The following is a 19,315-nucleotide window of genomic DNA, read 5'->3' on the forward strand; positions in this document are numbered from 1 at the left end:
ATAAAGTAAAGTTATTCAATTCACGTTTCAAGTCTTTTAGCAGAAAGTCTTAGGAGGAAGCAGTATTTTGAACGAAGAAAACAAACAAAACGAAAATGATATTCAATCTGATGCAAAGCAAGCCAAAACAGAGAAGAAAAGTTCACTGTTTGAATGGATCAAAGCCATTTTAATTGCACTTGCACTCGTCTTGCTCATCCGAACGTTTATATTTGAGCCGTATGTGGTGGAAGGAGAATCGATGGAACCGACCCTTCATGATGGAGAAAAGTTGTTTGTCAACAAAACCATTAACTATCTAGGTGGTGTCAAACGAGGTGACATCGTGATTATTAATGGAAAAGATGGTCAGAAAATTCATTATGTAAAACGATTGATCGGTCTTCCAGGAGACACGATTGAAATGAAGGATGATACACTTTACATTAATGGTAAAAAAGTTGATGAGTCTTATTTAAAAGAGAACAAGGCACATGCGAAAGAGTATGAAGTGCATTTGACAGGGGATTTTGGTCCAGTAAAAGTACCGAAAAACGATTACTTTGTGATGGGGGACAACAGACTCAATTCCATGGACAGCAGAAATGGACTTGGACTCATTGAAAAGGATCGGGTTGTCGGGACATCAGAATTTGTTTTCTTCCCATTTGGCGACATTCGGCAAACAAAATAAAAGCACCCTTCTCAGGTGCGTGAGAAAAGTGCTTGAATGGGCGACCCTTAAAAGAAGGGTCGTTTTTAATTTGGCGTGAGCACCGTAACAATGAGCACAATCGCCAACACAGAAACAAAAACAGACTCGGTAATGGCTAAGACGGACCGAAACAATCCGATCTTATGATTTTCTTTCCCTCGCTTTTGTAAAAAGCGTTTTGAAAAGATGTGTACCAGTGTGTAAATAAGCACAAGCCCAATATAAAGGCCAAAATCCCTCGCATTAAAGCCTGTTGCAGATAAATAAATACCCATAAAGAAAATCAATAAACAGTATTCCATCAGTGTAAGTAATCTCAAATCGCACGAACTCCTTCAATCAATCATTCCCGCTTATTATAACATATTGGACAATTTGTCTTCGTTCTTAGTGAGAGACGTTTCTAACAAACGTTATTCATGTTATACTTCATAGTGATGAATGAGTGATGGAGGATTAATAAATGATTGCAGTAAATAATGTTAGTTTGCGATTTGCTGATCGTAAACTATTTGAAGAAGTAAATATTAAATTCACTCCTGGCAACTGCTACGGTTTAATTGGTGCCAATGGAGCTGGTAAATCAACGTTTCTAAAGATTCTTTCAGGTGAAATTGAGGCTCAGACGGGCGATGTTCACATGAGCCCTGGTGAGCGTTTAGCGATTCTAAAACAGAACCACTTTGAATACGAAGAATTTGAAGTATTAAAAGTCGTCATGATGGGTCACAAACGTCTATATGATGTGATGCAGGAGAAAGATGCGATTTATATGAAACCTGATTTCTCAGATGAAGACGGGATTCGTGCAGCAGAGCTTGAAGGTGAGTTCGCTGAGTTAAACGGCTGGGAAGCAGAAAGTGAAGCAGCGATCCTATTAAAAGGTCTTGGCATCCCAGAGAGTCTTCAATCGAAGAAAATGTCTGAGCTTGGCGGTTCTGAAAAGGTAAAAGTACTACTAGCCCAAGCTTTATTTGGTAAGCCTGACGTCCTTCTTCTGGATGAGCCAACGAACCACTTGGACTTACAAGCCATCCAGTGGCTGGAAGAGTTCCTCATTAATTTTGAAAATACCGTGATCGTCGTTTCGCATGACCGTCACTTCTTAAACAAAGTATGTACACATATTGCAGACTTAGACTTCGGAAAAATCCAAGTGTATGTCGGTAACTATGATTTCTGGTATGAGTCCAGCCAGCTAGCGCTGAAACTTAGCCAAGATGCAAATAAGAAAAAAGAAGAGCAAATTAAGCAGCTTCAAGAGTTCGTTGCTCGGTTCAGTGCGAACGCTTCTAAATCGAAGCAAGCGACCTCAAGAAAGAAATTGCTTGATAAAATCTCTTTAGACGATATTAAGCCATCTTCACGTAAATATCCGTATGTTCATTTTGCGCCAGAGCGCGAAATTGGAAATGATGTCCTTCAAGTAGAAGGTCTATCGAAAACAATTGACGGTGTAAAAGTACTTGATAACGTCAGTTTTATCATGAATCGCGAGGATAAAATTGCGTTCCTAAGCCGTAATGAGCTGGCAGTGTCTACTTTATTTAAAATTCTTGCTGGTGAGATGGAACCAGACAGCGGGACATATAAATGGGGCGTCACAACATCTCAAGCCTTTTTCCCGAAAGACAATAGTGAATACTTTGAAGGAAACGATGTTGATCTAGTGGATTGGCTTCGCCAGTATTCTCCTAATGATCAAAGCGAGAGCTTCTTACGCGGATTCTTAGGACGTATGCTTTTCTCTGGAGAAGAAGTAAAGAAAAAAGCAAGTGTCTTATCAGGAGGAGAAAAGGTTCGCTGTATGTTATCGAAAATGATGCTGTCAGGAGCGAATGTGCTGCTTCTAGATGAGCCAACGAACCACTTAGACCTAGAATCCATTACGGCGCTCAATAACGGTTTAATGAGCTTTAAAGGCGCGATGCTCTTCTCATCTCATGACCATCAGTTTGTTGAAACAGTGGCAAACCGTATTATCGAAGTGACGCCAAACGGCATCGTCGATAAACAAACAACATATGATGAGTTTTTATCAGATCAAGAGATTCAAAAGAGGCTCGTTGAGCTTTATGCGTAAATAAGAAAAGACATCCACAAGTGGATGTCTCAGACCGTAGACAAACCCCACCTTTACTTCAAGTAAAAATGGGGTTTTCACTTTTTTTGAAAAAACATCATGTGTTTTACGCTGGACATGGTACTTTCCATGTCCAGTTTGCTAGCTTTTTAAGGTTCATGGCAGCGAAAGTAAGCATCGCTTGCATTGAAACTTTTTTCAGTCCACGAAGTTTCGTCCAACGCATACCATGCTTTTCTTTTGCATCCGCAAAAACGCGTTCAATCGTTTCTTTCCGTTTTGCGTAGATGCTCTTATTTATTTCAGTAAGTCTCAGATTTTCTGCTTCATCTAGGTAACCCTGCCAAATATGCCGATGAATTTGTTTGGTGTGGTTTTGACTTTGGGTACAGTTATCTAAAAACGAGCAGGACTTACATACTTCTGAATCGGACGCATATTGCTTATAACCTTCTCTAGTCGTTGTACGATAAGAGAGAATTTGCCCGTTGGGGCAAATGTAACAATCAAAATATGCATCGTATACGTATTCATTCTTTTTCAAATAACCAGCTTTTGTTCTTGGACGAGTGTATGGCATGACAGGTCTTATCTCTTGATCCATTAAGAACTTAGCGATGTAAGGTGTTTTATATCCCGCATCTACTGCGACTACATTTGGTTTTCCGACTTTCTCTGTCACCTTTGATACGAGTGAATCCAACATACGACTATCATGAACATTTCCGCCTGTGACCAGCGAGCCTAAAATAAATCCTTTTGAATCACAAGCTGTATGAAATGAATAAGCAAATGACTTTTCACGTTCATCCTTTACATAATAGCCACTCTCTGGGTCAGTTGTACTGACTTTCATTTCTTTTTTCTTCTCTTTATTCTGTAGGGGTAACGGCTTTTTTCCATGTTCCTCACGATCAACATTGATCTCCTCATGAAGCTGATTTTGATAACTTCTCGTCTCTACCCGAACGATTTTCTTTTCAAGTTTTTTCTTATTGGCATTCGCTTTGACATGAGTGGAATCAATAAAGGCAATAGACGGGTCAACGAACCCTTTTTTCATCGCTTCTCTTAAGATTCGGTAAAAAATTTCTTCAAATAAATCTGTATCGTGGAAGCGTCTCACGTAGTTTTTACCGAAGGTAGAAAAGTGCGGAATTTTCTCCGAAAACCCATATCCAATAAACCAACGATAAGCCACGTTGGTTTCAATTTCTTTAATGGTTTGACGCATAGAGCGAATACCAAATAGATATTGGATTAAGACCATCTTAATGAGAACAACAGGATCAACACTTGGTCTACCATTATCAGAACTATAATGATCTTTGACAAGATCATAAATGAAGTCGAAATCGATTGCTTGTTCAATTTTCCGCACAAGATGATCTTCAGGCACTAATTCATCTAAAGCCACTACTTCTAATTGATTTCTTCTTTCTTCTTCACGTTTCGATAACATGTTTATCCCCCACAGATTATTGTTATTACCCTTATTATACAAAAAAGCTTGTAGACTTTGTCTACAAGCTGAGACATCCACAAGTGGATGTCTCAGCGTGTAGACAAACCCTCGCATTCGGTGTCAGTCCTGCGTGCTGGTGCTCACGAATGTCAGATTCGCTCCGCGCCAGTACTCGTCTTTCCTAGACTGCAAAGGTTTTCTATCACGCTGTAAAGAAGACAAAGGGCTAAAATCAAGCCCTTTGTCAACAATCTGAGACATCCACAAATGGATGTCTTTTTTTCGGTTAAATCGCCCAGTTTCCATTACGGAAGATCGGTTCGCGTTTCCCGTCTTTTGTAATACCGTCAATATTCATTTCCTTTGAACCAATCATGAAATCGACGTGTGTAATACTGTTGTTTACACCAGCTGCATCCAATTCTTCACGATTCATCTCTTTTCCGCCTTCGATATTGAACGCATATCCGCTGCCGATGGCAAGGTGATTCGATGCATTTTCATCATAAAGGGTATTGTAATAGAGAATATTCGAGTTAGAGATTGGTGAATCATCTGGTACGAGAGCAACTTCACCTAGATAATGAGAGCCTTCATCTGTTTCAACGAGCGAAGTTAAAATGTCTTCGCCTTCCTTCGCTTTCACATCGACAATTCGGCCATTTTCAAATGTTAAAGTAAACTCATCAATGATATTTCCTGCATAGCTGAGCGGTTTTGTGCTTGAGACAGTCCCATTTACACCATCTTTTTTAGGTACGGTAAACACTTCTTCTGTTGGCATGTTGGCCATGAAAGAGACGCCGCGCTCACTCACGCTGCCGGCACCTACCCAAATGTGCTGTTCAGGGAGCTCAATCGTTAAATCAGTTCCAAGAGCATCATAATGAAGCTTGTGGTAGTGGCGCTCATTTAGGATTTTAACCTTTTCATTTAGCGACTCATCGTGCTTTTTCCAAGCCTCCACAGGGTCTGCTTGATCAGTGCGAGCGACTTTAAAGATTTGATCCCATAATAAAGCGACAGCTTCTTCATCTGTCTTGTCAGGGAAAATCTTTTTCGCCCAATCTTTTGATGCAGCGCCGACGACCGTCCAAGCCACTTTGTCTGATTGAACGTATTGGCGATATGTATGAAGGGCGGATCCAGCGGCTTTTTGCTGTGCAGCGATTTTTTTCGAATCAATGCCTCGCAGAAGGTCAGGGCTTTCTGACAAGATCGTGATAAAAGCGCCGCCGCGTTTTGCAATGGTTTCCATCATCTGTGCTTCCCATTCAGGGAATTGCTCAAACACATCCTGCGGTGCATGTTCATATTTTAAACGAGCAAGAACACCGTCACTCCAGCGGATATGTACGTTTTTCGCCCCGCGCTCATACGCATGTTTCGCGACAAGACGAACAAGGTCTGCAGATTCAGTTGATGCGGATACGACAACTTCTTGTTCTTTTTGAACATTCACACCAACTTCAACGATGGTTTTCGCATATTGATCTAGTTGTTTTTCAAATGAACTCATAAAAACCCTCCTTTAGTCATGTTCATCATATCAGATTTAAGACCGAAAAGGAAAATGGGGAGCATGCGAAAAGCCAAAATAAAAAAGCCGCTTTCATGCGGCTTTTTTAGCGGTTCAGTTGTTTCACAGGCTGTGCATTAGAAGGGGGCATATGTGAAAACGACAGGCTCATTCCTCCTAAGATAATACCCGTTAAAATGACTGTGACAATGACCCGTTTACCTAAATCAAGCAACATGTTCTTCCTCCTTCAAGTTTATCCATTCCTCACGATATGATCGAAATGATAAAAAAAGAAGTAGAACAAGGAGATTATTTTAATGTTTTTTGCAATTTATGAATGACTTCTAGTGAACGACCTGTTCCGATTGCAACAGATTCAAGTGGATTTGCTGCAATATGAACTGGCACGACAATTTCCTGTGAGAGCCATTCTTGAATTCCGTTTAACAAAGCGCCACCGCCAGTTAAGATCACGCCGCGGTCTACGATGTCACCACTAAGCTCCGGGGGGCTGTCCTCTAATGTGGCGCGAATCGCCTCTAAAATATGAAGAAGTGACTCTCGCATAGCACCTTGAATTTCATGAGATACAAGTGTGATCGTTTTTGGAAGACCTGTCACTAGATCACGTCCACGTACTTCTAATGACTCTGGCTCATGCTCAATAAGACCATAACCAATTTCCATTTTAACCTGTTCAGCTGTCCGCTCGCCGATTAATAGGTTATATTTCTTTCGCACAAACGTAATGATATCTTCATCCAGCTGATCTCCGCCAATTCGAATGGAATGACAAGAGACCACGCCGCCAAACGAAATGATGGCAACCTCCGTTGTTCCTCCGCCAATATCGACTACGACGTTTGCAACAGGCTCATCTACTGGCAGATCAGCGCCGATTGCCGCTGCAACAGGTTCTTCGATTAAATGCACGTGCTTTGCTCCGCAGTTTTTCACAGCATCACTGATGGCACGGCGCTCAACAGCTGTTGAACCAGAAGGTGTACAGACGACGACCGTTGGTTTTCTGAAAGTAAACCCGATATTTTTTCCTGCTTTTTTCATGATTTGTTTGAGTAAATCTGTTGTCATATCATAATCAGCGATGACACCGTCTTTCATTGGACGGATCGCCACAATTTTCCCAGGAGTTTTCCCGATCATTTCTTTAGCTTCTGTTCCGACGGCAAGTACAGTTTTTGTTTCTGTATCGACTGCCACGACGGACGGTTCATTTAAAATAATTCCCTTATTTTTACTATAAACCAATATGTTAGCTGTTCCTAAATCAATTCCAATTTCGGCATTTTGAAACATGTTTTCACCCAATCTCTATTTTTGCTATTTAAACAATTTTACATTTAAAAGTTCAGAGGGGTGAGGTCATTTGTGGGGGTTTGTGATGACCTTGAAATGAACTTGTAAAATTCAAGTATCATTTTGACAATCACAATAAATTTTCCCTTTGTTTTTTCTTTTATGAAAAAAATTTTTATAGAAGAGAAACCTTTTGAGAATCTCTTACGTCTACGATATATCAATTGGTGAAAAACAGATTGATCTTGAGCTAATGAAAGAAAGAGGGAACGAATTTGAAATCTATCGGAGTCGTAAGAAAAGTAGACGAACTAGGGCGTATTGTAATGCCAATCGAACTGAGAAGAGCACTTGATATTGCTATTAAAGACAGTATGGAATTTTTTATAGATGGGGATAAAATCGTCTTGAAAAAATACCAGCCAGAAGGTGTTTGCCTCATGACTGGTGAGATTACATCAGAGAACCATGATTATGGAAATGGTCAAATTACATTAAGCGCTGAAGGCGCAGAACTACTATTAAAAGAGCTGCAAGAAGCTCTTCAGCAGTAATGAAAAAAGCCTGATCTCTTCCTTTGTGCTGAGAACAGGCTTTTTTTTTCTGAAAAAGTTCCTTAAAAATGCCCCATCTCCCTCAAAAAATAAGTGGAAAATGGTACAATTGACAAAGAATCTCAGGGCGGCAGGTGGAATCATTTGAACAAAACATATCAAGTGCGGATCGTGTTATCTGTTCTTGCATTTATTTTAATTTTAAGCTGGGATTTCTTTTATTATCTAGGTGGCTATCAAATTAATTGGCCGCTCGATTTAGCCTTTACAGTCCTTGTTCTAACAGGGATCTGGGTTGTCTCAGGCTATGTAGACCGCTTAAATCTACTTGTGTCAGACTTAAATACGAGAGAAAAAGAAGCACACGAACTGACAGAGCGGCTGAATCGAATCACAGATAACTTGCAAGAAATCGTCTTTGAAACAAATGAAAAAGGTGAAATTATTTTCTTAAATCAAGCATGGACACAAATGACGGGCTATGACATCGATGAATGTCTAGGTACCATGTACAATCAGTACTTTGATCAAGAGGAACGCGTGGTCCAGCATTTATTATCTGTGATCAAGGAGCATAAGGATGCGGGACGAGTAGAGCTGCAGCTTCTCCATAAAGAGGGAAAGAAGGTATGGGGAGACGTTCATTACAAGCTCTATTTTGACGAGCATCACCAGTTTACCGGGGGAATTGGGACGGTAGCAGATATAACGAAACAAAGGCAGGCGAAGCTTGAGCTTGAAAGATCCAATCAGCAATTGCAAATGCAGGCGCAAAAGCTGGCCGTCGCTGGACAAATAGCCGCTGGAATCGCCCATGAAGTCAGAAATCCACTGACATCCGTAAATGGCTTTTTGCAGCTGATGAAGACACAATATCCTGAAAGAACCGATTATTTTGACATTATCTTTTCTGAAATTAAACGGATTGATTTTGTTTTGAGTGAGCTACTTGTATTGGCTAAGCCTCAATCGGTCCATTTTCAAGAAGTCCAGCTTCATGAGCTTCTAGAACAAGTGATTACTTTATTAAAAACAAATGCCGTTCTTTCAAATATTGACCTCAAGCAGCCATTTAAAAGGCAGGATGCCGGTGCCATCCTAGCAGACGCTAACCAAATGAAGCAGCTGTTCATTAATTTAATCAAAAATGCGATCGAGGCAATGCCTGAAGGTGGCAGCATATACATATCTACAGAAAAAGTATTGAATGAATGGAAGATTACCATTCAAGATGAAGGAAAAGGGATGTCTCAAGAAGATATTCAAAGAATATATGATCCTTTCTTTTCCACGAAAAAAGAAGGGACAGGGCTCGGTCTGACTATATGTGCGACAATTTTAAAAGATCATCACGGAAGAATGGACGTGTCAAGTGAGCTAGGAAAAGGCACAGCTTTTCATATTTATTTGCCTGTGTGTCAAAAAAGCAGACAGCAGCAAGTTGAGAGGACGTGAAGTCATGACGGTGAAAGCATTATTTGTATATGGGACGCTATTGCAGCATGAAAAGCACCACGAAACGTACATGAAGGAAAGCAGACTATTAGCGAAATCCGCTTGGATGAGTGGAAGAATCTACGATACAGGTCAAGGATATCCAGCGTGTGTTCCCTCAGAAAAAGGCACTGTATATGGAGAATTAAACGAGGTCACCGCTGACGCGTTGAATAAGATAGACGTACTAGAGGAAGGGTATGACAAGCAGGAAATCAATGTCATGACGGATCAAGGTCTGGTAGCAGCCGTGACATACACTTTGCCAGAGCAGAAGGCATCAGCGCTCAAAGAAATAAAGAGAGGGTGCTGGAAAGCTTATCAAATTTGGCAGCAGAAGCCATTATCCTTCTTTTATTTTGCCTATGGCTCCTGTATGGATGATGCTAGGTTTAAGCTCGCAGAAGTCGATCATCACTTCAAACAAATCATCGGCGGTGGTGTACTAAATGGTTTTACGACAAGATTTACATTGGTGAGGCCAGATGGATCAAGAGCTGATATGGTAGAAGACGGCGGCGAAACAGAGGGTGTTTTATATGAAGTTCCTTTTGATGCCATTCGTTATTTGTATAAACGAGAAGGAGTATATGAAGGGACATATCGTCCAGCATTTGTCGATGTCAAAATAGGAGATCAAATGTATGAGGACTGTTTAACCTTTCTTGTGCTTCAAAAAAGCGAAGAAATCGCTCCGCCAGCGCATTATCGCAGTGAAATCGAAAAAGGAGCAGACCTGTACTTAAGTGAAGCGTTCCGCAAAAAAATTCGTTCGCATATGGATTCATTAATCAAACCGTAGTAAAATGCATGGTAAGTGAGATAAAAGGAGTCTGAACATGAAAAAGGAATATGCAGTCATTGGTCTTGGACGCTTTGGTGGAAGTATTTGCAAGGCGCTGAGCGAAGAAGGACTTGAAGTCATGGCGATGGATATGAATGAAGATCGAGTAAACGAGTACGCGAAAATTGCCTCGCATGCGGTTATTGGTGATTCGACGGACGAAAACGTTTTAAAAAATCTTGGTATTCGCAATTTTGATCATGTCATCGTTGCAATTGGCGAAAACATTCAGGCAAGTATTTTAACAACGATTATGCTGAAAGAGCTTGGCGTCAAAATGGTCACCGTAAAAGCGCAAAATGACTACCATGAAAAGGTGCTCAACAAAATTGGAGCGGATCGCGTCGTTCATCCAGAGCGAGATATGGGCAGACGGATAGCACATAAAATCATTTCAAATAACGTGCTCGATTACCTCGAACTGTCAGATGAGTACAGCCTGATTGAGATTGTGGCAAACAGCAGGCTTGCGGGACATTCTCTATTAGATCTTGATATACGGGCGAGATACGGCATTAACATTGTGGCCATTAAGCGCGGAAAAGAAGTCATTGTTTCCCCCCTGGCTGATGAAATGATTCAAAAAGAAGATATCCTCATTGTCATTGGGGCGGTAGCCGATATAGGACGCTTTGAAAAACGAGAAATGCAGAACGATTATTAAACACTCCGAAGACGGGGTGTTTTTTTACATGAATGTGTTCATGACAGGTGGACATTGAGGCAGAAATAGATATTGAAAAAGGTTGCTTTGTTCAAGTAAAACCGCAAAAATAAATCATCTTATTTTTCATGCAATTATCACTATTCAGAAATGAAAATCAGTGTTTTGATATGGTTGATTTTCTCTAAATGTCATTGACTGGACAAACAGATTCGTTTACGATAAGAAACATTATATTGTTTACTTGGAGGAGGCAGTGTCGTTGGATAAGGAGCTTTTCAGACATCAAATTGAGGTAGCAGCAAAGAGAAAAAAAGCAGCCCTCGTGATTAAACATGCGAAAGTCATGGATGTGTTTAATCAGGAATGGATAGACGCAGATGTCGCTGTTGAAAATGGACAAATCGTCGGGATAGGAGAGTACGAGGGAGAACAGGAGCTAGATGCAGCAGGTCAAATGCTTGTGCCTGGTTTTATTGATGGCCATGTTCATATCGAGTCTTCAATGGTTACCCCTGCTGAATTTTCCAAAGCTGTCGTCCCTCACGGTGTGACAACTGTTGTAACAGACCCGCATGAAATTGCCAATGTCTCAGGAATAACAGGCATCCGTTTTATGCTGGAAGAAGCGAGAAAAGCTGCCTTACATATTTATTTCATGCTCCCATCCTGTGTACCGGCAGTCAGTTTTGAACGATCAGGTGCTACATTAAAAGCGAAAGATTTAAAGCCTCTTTATCAAGAAAAGGAAGTGCTTGGTCTTGCTGAGGTGATGGATTATGTCGGTGTGGAGCAGGCAGAAGAAGATATGCTTCAAAAGCTGCTTGATGCGCAAAACGAGAATAAACTGATTGATGGCCATCTAGCAGGCTTAACAGATCGATTAATCAACGTCTACCGGACAGCGAGTGTCCAAACAGACCATGAGGTGACAACAGCGCAGGAAGCCCTTGAACGTGTAAAAAGAGGCATGTATGTGATGCTGAGAGAAGGATCTGTTGCCAAAAACGTGAAAAACGTTTTACCCGCTGTAAATGAAAAGAATGCGAGACGCTTTTTCTTTTGTACAGATGATAAACATTTGGATGATTTAATGGCACAAGGAAGTATTGATGAGCAAGTACGAATGACCATAAAAGAAGGCTTAGATCCATTTTTAGCCTATCAAATGGGAAGCTTAAATGCCGCAGAGTGTTTTGGTCTTAAAGCAAAAGGAGCCATAGCACCAGGCTATGATGCTGATTTTATGCTTGTCTCAGACTTTCATCATGTAGACATTACAAGTGTATTTATCGCAGGGGAATTGGTTGCACAGAACGGTGAGTATAAGCCGAATGTCGAAAAGATCGCACCGAGCCCAGCATTATTACAATCTGTTCATGCAGTAGATGTTCAAGAGGAAGATATTGCACTACGTATCACGGGCGATCAACATATGAATGTCATCCGTATTATTCCGAATCAGCTTGAAACAAAGTTAGAACAAGTCTCTCCTTCAGAAATGAACGGACACTTTACAAGTGATACAGACAGAGATGTATTAAAAATGGTGCTTGTTGAACGTCATCAAGGTTTATCTGAAATGGGCGTAGGGATTGTCAGCGGCTTCGGCATCAAACAGGGTGCGATTGCAACAACAGTTGCACATGATTCGCATAATTTAATAGCTGTTGGCACAAATGATGCTGATATCATCAAAGCGATTGAGGCGTTAAAAGAAGCAGGCGGTGGTCTGACTGTTGTTAAAGAAGGGCAGTCACTTCATACGCTACCATTACCAATCTCTGGTTTGTTGTCAGATCAGCCGGCACATCTCGTCAATGAAAGCCTACAGTCACTTCATGAAGCGTTAAAAGAAACTGGTTTTTCCTTAGACTTTAATCCGTTTTTGACGCTTTCCTTCTTGGCACTTCCAGTCATTCCTGATGTGAAAATGACGACAAAAGGCTTATTTGATGTCAGAAACTTTCAGCACCTCCCAATACAATCATAAAAAGTGAGAAAGACCGCATGTGTACGATGTATATATGCGGCTTTTTTCAATACTTGATGAAAAAAGAGACACAGCCAAGTTGGCTCGTGTCTCTTTTTGTGATTACACTTCCATAATAATCGGTAAGATCATTGGACGGCGTCTTGTTTTTTCGTAAAGGAAAGGAGCAAGTGTGTCCGTAATTTCGTTCTTAATTTCCGACCACTGAGTTGTCTTGCGTTCCATTACTTTTTCAAGATGATTTGAAATCAGATCTTGTGCGTCGTTGATGAGGTCTCCAGATTCTCTCATGTAGACAAAGCCTCTTGAGATGAGATCAGGACCAGCAGAGATTTTGAATTCTTTCATGTCCATGCTGACGACTACAATGACAAGACCTTCTTCTGAAAGAATGCGGCGGTCTCTTAAGACGATATTCCCGATATCGCCAATTCCGCTTCCGTCGATATACACGTTACCTGAAGGAATTTTGCCAGCGACACTTGCTTCGTCGCCTTTAAGTGCAAGAACTTCACCATTATCCATGATAAAGCAGTTTTCCTCAGGAATCCCGCAATCATTCGCCAGTTTAATATGCGTTTTTTGCATGCGGTATTCACCGTGAATCGGCATAAAGAATTTTGGTTTAATTAAACGGAGCATCAGCTTTTGTTCTTCTTGTCCGCCGTGACCAGATGTATGAATATTATTTAGTGAGCCATGAATGACCTCAGCGCCAGCACGGTACAGCTGGTTAATGGTGCGGCTTACGCTAATATTGTTACCCGGAATCGGTGAAGATGAGAAGACAACAGTGTCTCCAGGGTTAATCGAAATCTGGCGGTGAGTACCGTTTGCAATACGAGAAAGAGCAGCCATCGGCTCACCTTGGCTTCCAGTACAAAGAATTGTCACTTTGTTTGCTGGTAGGCGATTAATTTCATTATGTTCAATAAACGTGTTTTTCGGACATTTAATGTAGCCAAGATCTTGTCCAATATCAATGGCGGATTCCATACTGCGTCCAAACACCGCAACTTTTCGGCCGTTGGCAACAGCGGACTCGATCACTTGCTGAAGTCTGTGAATGTTCGAAGCAAACGTAGCAAAGATAATACGTCCATCAACTTTTCTAAAGATGTCATCAATGCTTTCGCCCACGCGTCTTTCAGACATCGTAAATTCTGGAATTTCACTGTTTGTACTATCGGATAAAAGACATAGAACGCCTTCTTTCCCGATTTCAGCCATTTTTGTTAAGTTGGCAGGTTCGCCAACAGGCGTAAAGTCAAACTTGAAATCACCTGTATGTACGATGTTACCAGGAGGTGTCTTCACGACAATTCCATAAGAATCTGGAATACTGTGTGTAGTTCTAAAGAAAGACACAGCTGTTTTTCTAAATTTAATGGTATCTTCTTCTTCATAAATGTGAAGTTTTGTTTGTCTCAAGAGACCGTGCTCTTCCAATTTATTACGAAGTAGGCCGATTGCGAGTTTGCCGCCGTAAACTGGAATATTCACTTGCTTGAGAAGGTAAGGGATACCGCCGATGTGGTCTTCATGTCCGTGAGTGATGAAAAGACCTTTGATTTTATCTTCGTTTTTAACTAAGTACGTATAGTCAGGGATGACGTAGTCAATTCCAAGAAGCTCATCTTCAGGGAACTTAATACCAGCATCAATTAAAATGATTTCATCTTGAAATTGAACGCCATACGTGTTTTTACCGATCTCGCCTAAACCGCCGAGCGCAAAAACTGCCGCCTGATCGTTTTTTACAAATTTCATTCCTCTCATAGCTCCAATACTTTAAAATTTTCACTTTCTCGTTCATAGTCTAAAAAAGCACCGTCTACAGGCTGAATGAATTCAATGTTGTAGCTATGTTTTTTCAACTTATCGCGTACGTCTCTTTCAGAAACTGCTTCAACGTATAGTGAATCTGTGTGTTCTCTTACAGGTACCTCAGTAGTACTTGCCTGAAAAAATACCTTATATATCATCCAAATCTCTCCTTAAATACCGTATGTTACACTCGCTATTTCTATTATATTAAAAAAACGCGCATAAGAAAAGTCTCTGAGAAAAAAGGACCCTCAGCAAATGTGCGGAAGATCCTTTTAAGCGATCGATTTTTTACGAAGCATGTCCTTCCATTGTCTTCTAATTTTCTTACGCAGACGACGAAGCATCGCAGGTCGCCTCCTTTCGAATTGAAGTTAGATTAGACCTTCTATTCCGTTCTCTCTTTATACTTGTATTATATGACGTTTCCATTGAATGTTACATGGTTATATGTGGGAAATGGGCGTTTTCATCGGAAGTGGTTTCGAAAGCAGAAATCTTTCTGTATGATGAAAGGGAGTAGGTATACATAACAAGAGACAGGAGACGGGATATGAATAAAAAAGTCATCTTCTTTGATATCGATGGTACTTTATATGATCATGATAAAAAGATACCTGAATCAACGAAGCGAGCGGTTCATTTATTAAAAGAAAAAGGCCATCATCTCTTCATTGCATCTGGGCGTGCGCCTTTTTTAATTAAGCCTATTTTAGAGGAATTGGGGCTTGACTCCTTTATTGCTTATAACGGTCAGTATGTCATGTATGAGGGAGAAGTCATTTACGGCAATCCGCTTAAACTGGAGCTGATGGAGAAAATTTATGAAACGGCAGATCGTCAAGATCATCCGCTTGTTTTCATGGGAGAAAAAGCGCTGAAGGCTTCTGTGCCAAATCATCCGTTTATCCATGAGGGGATTGGGACTTTAAAAATAAAGCATCCTGAACATGATTTGTCTTACTTTAAAGAAAACGAGATTTTTCAAATACTGTTATTCTGTAAGGCAGAAGAGGAAGTCAAGTACGAGGCGTTCAGCGAAGAAATTGATCTTGTCAGGTGGCACGAGCTGTCAACAGATGTCGTGCCAAAGGGCGGTTCGAAAGCTGAAGGCATGAAACGAGTTATCGAAAGACTACCTTACGAACAAAAGGATACCGTTGCCTTTGGAGACGGTCTGAACGATCGAGAGATGATTTCGTTTGCTGGTACAGGTGTCGCCATGGGAAATGCTGTGAATGAACTAAAAGATTTGGCTGATTTTGTGACAAAGCCAGTAGATGAAGACGGCATATTCCATGCAGTGACTCATTTAGGCTTGATTGAAGAATAAAAAAGAAGACCCATAGGTTATTGGGTCTCAGCGTGTAGACAAACCCTCGCATTCGTTGTCAGGTCTGCGCTTCGGTGCTCACGAATGTCAAATTCGCTCCGCTCCGGTGCTCGTCCTTCCTAGACTTCAAAGGTTTTCATGTCACGCTGAAAAGAAGACAAAGGGCTAAAATAAAAATCATTTTAGCCCTTTGTCAACAATCTGAAGACCCATAGGTTATTGGGCCTTCTTTTTATTTTATGATCTGCCGATCGCAACAGAATTGTCAGGTTCAGCGAATGGCTGATCCTTTTGAATATGATCATAAAACATAATGCCGTTTAAATGGTCAATTTCATGCTGAAACACAATGGCTGGGAAGCCTTTTAGGCGAATATCAATGTCCTCACCTTCAAGCGTTGTGGCCTTCACCCTGATTTTTTGGTAGCGAGGGACAAATCCAGGAATGGCTTCATCAACAGATAAGCAGCCTTCACCTGTCGTTAAATAAGCTCTTTTGACAGAATGACTGACAATGCGTGGGTTGAAAAGGGCATAGCTGTATTCCTCTCCATCTTCATCCTCACAGTGAACAGCGATCATTCGTTTACTAATGTTAATTTGCGGAGCAGCGAGTCCAACGCCGGGTCTGAGTCCATACTTTTCAGCTATTTCAGCATCTTGACTATTTTTGACGAATTCAATCATATCAGCTAATTGCTGTTTTTCCTCTTCTGTTGGCGGGAGCTCGACCGCTTCAGCTGTTTGTCTTAAGACGGGATGTCCGTCCCGTACGATATCTTCCATGGTAATCACAAATCTTCACTCCTATTTCCTTTGTATGTAAAGTATATAAAATGATACACAACATATGCAATGAAATAAAGAAGACCGGTCCTATGAGACCGGTCAGAGGCTTAAACAGCCATTAGCAGCAGCCGCCACCGCCGCCTAAGAATGCTGCGCCAACGATGATTAATAGGATGAAAAGGACAACGATTAAAGCGAATGTGCGTCCTCCGCCGTATCCGTACCCACCGCCATAACTTGGGTAACAACAGCCACCGCCATATCCACCACCGTATCCATACCCGTAACCGCCGTATCCACCATACATACTTCCATGACTATAATTAGACATACTTTTGACCTCCTTTGGAAATACACTCGGCCTCTCATAAGTGAAGGCGAAGCGTGTAATATAAACTATGTATGAATGCACTATTTGTATAGTCATGCGCCTATCACTTGAAAAAAATCTTCTTCGGCTCCTCAAAATGACCTCTTTCCTTGTCACAAACGCCTATAAAAATTATAGTGGTATGTGGAGATATAAAGGGGGAACCTTGTGATGAAACAAATAAGAAGAAGCATGAAAGCAGGTGCTGCTTTAGCGGGGATATGTACCCTTTTGCTGACGGGATGCGGAGGTCAAAGTTCGTTTCATGACATGCAAGAGGCGATGACGAAAATGAACGAAAAAGAGGCATCTTTTGAAAAAGAGCAAGGCACACTGCAAAGCTATGAGAAAAAAGAGCAGCAGCTCTATAAAAAAATGATCCAAACCACAAAGGATCACACAAAAACAGTGTCAAGCCTTTCTGATCAGGCGTTAGCATCTGTAGCGAAACGAGAAGAACATTTGAAAACAGAAAAAGACAGCATGGATGAATCGAAAAAAGAATTGAAAACGGTCAAAGAATCTGCGGAACGTATACAAGATACGGATTTAAAAGAAAAAGCAGATGAAACGGTCAAATCGCTTGAGAAAAGATATGCATCGTATGACCAGCTTTACAAGGAATATCAAAAGGCGCTGAAACAAGATCAGCATTTGTATCAATCTTTAAAGAAGAAGGACTTAGGATATAAAGAGCTGAAATCTAAGCTGAAGACGGTGAACCGTTCTTATAGCAAAGTCAGAAAAGAAGGTAAAAAGTTCAATCAATATACAAAGCAATTGAATGAGCATAAACAGGCTTTGTCAAAAGCGGCAGATCAAGAGTCGAAAAAGAGCTGAAAAAACAGCTCTTTTTTTATTTTTCGACAAAAACAAACATTTTCTATTGTAGTACAGTAGCAAGCTCTATACTAGTACAGTTGGAGTTGTTTGTTAAACAGATTGATACAGCTCACCATAAAAAGTAAAGCGAATACATTTATTTAAATAAAGCCGTTAAATCAATTGACGGACTATTTTTCTTGTTGTAAACTAGTCCTTGTTAACAGAAGTTGTATTAGTTATTTGTGAACTATCGTTAATACAGTTAGAAGAACTCAAAAACGAGTGATCATTCAATGTTTCGACAACGATCCCAGTGGCTATTATATACAGGAGTCATATGCGTATTTTGGGTTATCCTATATCTGTATGTATAAATGGATTCACGACAAATTGACTGTTAAAAGAAAGGAAGAGGTGACTTTAGAATGGCTGCAAAAACAAAAAAAGCAATTGTTGATAGCAAAAAGCAATTTGATGCCATCAAAAAGCAGTTTGAAACGTTTCAAATTTTAAACGAAAAAGGCGAAGTCGTAAACGAAGCGGCAATGCCGGATCTCTCAGATGACCAATTAAAAGAATTAATGCGCCGTATGGTGTTTACACGAGTATTAGATCAACGTTCAATTTCATTGAACCGTCAAGGACGTCTTGGCTTCTATGCGCCAACAGCTGGACAAGAGGCTTCTCAGCTTGCAACTCACTTTGCACTTGAGAAAGAAGATTTCATTCTTCCAGGATATCGTGATGTACCACAATTAATCTGGCATGGCCTTCCATTAACAAAAGCGTTCTTGTTCTCTCGTGGACACTTTGTTGGTAACCAAATGCCTGAAGACTTGAATGCACTTTCACCACAAATCATTATCGGTGCACAAATCATTCAAGCTGCTGGTGTAGCTCTTGGTTTGAAAAAGCGCGGTAAAAATGCTGTTGCAATCACTTACACTGGTGATGGCGGAGCTTCACAAGGTGATTTCTACGAAGGTATTAACTTTGCAGGGGCTTACAAAGCGCCAGCGATTTTTGTTGTCCAAAACAACAGATATGCGATCTCTACTCCTGTTGAGAAGCAATCTGCTGCGCAAACAATTGCACAAAAAGCAGCTGCAGCTGGTATCGTAGGCGTACAAGTTGACGGTATGGATGCATTAGCTGTATATGCAGCAACTGCTGAAGCTCGTGAGCGTGCTGTAAATGGCGAAGGCCCAACATTAATCGAAACTCTTACATTCCGTTACGGCCCACATACAATGGCTGGTGACGATCCAACAAGATATCGTACAAAAGAAGATGAAAACGAGTGGGAGCAAAAAGATCCATTAGTACGCTACCGCAAATTCTTGGAAAACAAAGGCCTATGGTCTGAAGAAGAAGAGAATAAAGTCATCGAAGATGCAAAAGAACAAATCAAACAAGCGATCAAAGAAGCTGACGAACAGCCTAAGCAAAAAGTCACTGACTTGATTGAAAACATGTACGATGTGAAACCATTCAACTTAGTTGAACAGCTTGAAATTTACAAACAGAAGGAGTCGAAGTAA

General features: G+C 40.8%; 19 protein-coding genes. 10 read left to right on the top strand and 9 right to left on the bottom strand.

The genetic code is table 11. The features are described 5' to 3' along the window. Positions 1-100: 100 nt before the first annotated feature. Complete coding sequence (gene lepB, locus MHI35_RS06840) at positions 101-673, top strand: signal peptidase I (protein ID WP_284553841.1); 573 nt, start codon at positions 101-103, stop codon at positions 671-673. Positions 674-738: 65 nt separating this feature from the next. Here lepB and MHI35_RS06845 read toward each other — a convergent pair whose 3' ends face one another. After that, the gene (locus MHI35_RS06845) at positions 739-1,014 is read right to left on the bottom strand and encodes a hypothetical protein (protein ID WP_340991516.1); all 276 of its coding nucleotides are present in this window, start codon (positions 1,012-1,014) and stop codon (positions 739-741) included. Positions 1,015-1,157: 143 nt separating this feature from the next. Here MHI35_RS06845 and MHI35_RS06850 point away from each other — a divergent pair, with 143 nt between their 5' ends. Further along, entirely contained in the window at positions 1,158-2,777 is a 1,620-nt protein-coding gene (locus MHI35_RS06850) for an ABC-F family ATP-binding cassette domain-containing protein (protein ID WP_050945126.1), read from the top strand. A gap of 106 nt (positions 2,778-2,883) precedes the next feature. On the opposite strand, the gene MHI35_RS06855 is transcribed toward MHI35_RS06850, so the two are convergent. From MHI35_RS06855 to mreBH, 4 genes are all read right to left on the bottom strand, one after another. Next, positions 2,884-4,239, bottom strand: a complete 1,356-nt coding sequence (locus MHI35_RS06855) for an IS1182 family transposase (protein WP_340991384.1) — start codon at positions 4,237-4,239, stop codon at positions 2,884-2,886. 289 nt (positions 4,240-4,528) lie between these two features. After that, complete coding sequence (locus MHI35_RS06860; RefSeq protein WP_335349098.1) at positions 4,529-5,761, bottom strand: aminopeptidase; 1,233 nt, start codon at positions 5,759-5,761, stop codon at positions 4,529-4,531. A 106-nt stretch (positions 5,762-5,867) separates the two neighbouring features. After that, positions 5,868-5,999, bottom strand: a complete 132-nt coding sequence (locus tag MHI35_RS06865; protein ID WP_335349099.1) for a protein YkpC — start codon at positions 5,997-5,999, stop codon at positions 5,868-5,870. 74 nt (positions 6,000-6,073) lie between these two features. Beyond that, positions 6,074-7,081 (bottom strand): rod-share determining protein MreBH, encoded by a 1,008-nt coding sequence (gene mreBH / locus MHI35_RS06870; protein ID WP_144523207.1) that lies wholly within the window; start codon positions 7,079-7,081, stop codon positions 6,074-6,076. A 275-nt stretch (positions 7,082-7,356) separates the two neighbouring features. On the opposite strand from mreBH, the gene MHI35_RS06875 reads away from it, so the two are divergent. The 5 genes from MHI35_RS06875 (at position 7,357) to ade (ending at position 12,630) form a co-directional block, all read left to right on the top strand. Next, entirely contained in the window at positions 7,357-7,635 is a 279-nt protein-coding gene (locus tag MHI35_RS06875; RefSeq protein WP_012009813.1) for an AbrB/MazE/SpoVT family DNA-binding domain-containing protein, read from the top strand. Between the two features lie 144 nt (positions 7,636-7,779). Further along, the gene (locus MHI35_RS06880) at positions 7,780-9,090 is read left to right on the top strand and encodes an ATP-binding protein (protein WP_335349100.1); all 1,311 of its coding nucleotides are present in this window, start codon (positions 7,780-7,782) and stop codon (positions 9,088-9,090) included. Between the two features lie 4 nt (positions 9,091-9,094). Then, positions 9,095-9,931, top strand: coding sequence for a gamma-glutamylcyclotransferase (locus MHI35_RS06885; protein ID WP_335349101.1), 837 nt, complete (start codon positions 9,095-9,097; stop codon positions 9,929-9,931). 37 nt (positions 9,932-9,968) lie between these two features. Beyond that, positions 9,969-10,637, top strand: coding sequence for a potassium channel family protein (locus MHI35_RS06890; protein WP_144523204.1), 669 nt, complete (start codon positions 9,969-9,971; stop codon positions 10,635-10,637). A 262-nt stretch (positions 10,638-10,899) separates the two neighbouring features. Next, complete coding sequence (ade, locus tag MHI35_RS06895; protein ID WP_211063896.1) at positions 10,900-12,630, top strand: adenine deaminase; 1,731 nt, start codon at positions 10,900-10,902, stop codon at positions 12,628-12,630. 102 nt (positions 12,631-12,732) lie between these two features. On the opposite strand, the gene rnjA is transcribed toward ade, so the two are convergent. Both rnjA and MHI35_RS06905 read right to left on the bottom strand, forming a co-directional pair. Beyond that, positions 12,733-14,400: a ribonuclease J1 gene (gene rnjA / locus MHI35_RS06900; RefSeq protein WP_335349102.1), complete on the bottom strand. Its 1,668-nt coding sequence runs from the start codon at positions 14,398-14,400 to the stop codon at positions 12,733-12,735. A 5-nt stretch (positions 14,401-14,405) separates the two neighbouring features. Then, entirely contained in the window at positions 14,406-14,615 is a 210-nt protein-coding gene (locus MHI35_RS06905; RefSeq protein ID WP_003211882.1) for a DNA-dependent RNA polymerase subunit epsilon, read from the bottom strand. Positions 14,616-15,010: 395 nt separating this feature from the next. Between MHI35_RS06905 and MHI35_RS06910 the strand changes: the two genes are divergently transcribed. Continuing rightward, positions 15,011-15,790, top strand: a complete 780-nt coding sequence (locus tag MHI35_RS06910; RefSeq protein WP_335349103.1) for a Cof-type HAD-IIB family hydrolase — start codon at positions 15,011-15,013, stop codon at positions 15,788-15,790. A gap of 237 nt (positions 15,791-16,027) precedes the next feature. Here MHI35_RS06910 and def read toward each other — a convergent pair whose 3' ends face one another. Both def and MHI35_RS06920 read right to left on the bottom strand, forming a co-directional pair. Then, positions 16,028-16,585, bottom strand: a complete 558-nt coding sequence (def, locus tag MHI35_RS06915) for a peptide deformylase (protein ID WP_144523201.1) — start codon at positions 16,583-16,585, stop codon at positions 16,028-16,030. 112 nt (positions 16,586-16,697) lie between these two features. Further along, positions 16,698-16,886: a YjcZ family sporulation protein gene (locus MHI35_RS06920; protein WP_041816227.1), complete on the bottom strand. Its 189-nt coding sequence runs from the start codon at positions 16,884-16,886 to the stop codon at positions 16,698-16,700. Positions 16,887-17,120: 234 nt separating this feature from the next. Between MHI35_RS06920 and MHI35_RS06925 the strand changes: the two genes are divergently transcribed. Both MHI35_RS06925 and pdhA read left to right on the top strand, forming a co-directional pair. Beyond that, positions 17,121-17,789, top strand: a complete 669-nt coding sequence (locus tag MHI35_RS06925; protein WP_144523200.1) for a YkyA family protein — start codon at positions 17,121-17,123, stop codon at positions 17,787-17,789. Positions 17,790-18,199: 410 nt separating this feature from the next. Further along, positions 18,200-19,315: a pyruvate dehydrogenase (acetyl-transferring) E1 component subunit alpha gene (gene pdhA, locus MHI35_RS06930; protein ID WP_003211678.1), complete on the top strand. Its 1,116-nt coding sequence runs from the start codon at positions 18,200-18,202 to the stop codon at positions 19,313-19,315.

Origin of the sequence: Bacillus sp. FSL K6-3459 (genome assembly GCF_038003305.1) — a bacterium.
In the GTDB taxonomy this organism is placed as follows: domain Bacteria; phylum Bacillota; class Bacilli; order Bacillales; family Bacillaceae; genus Bacillus; species Bacillus pumilus_O.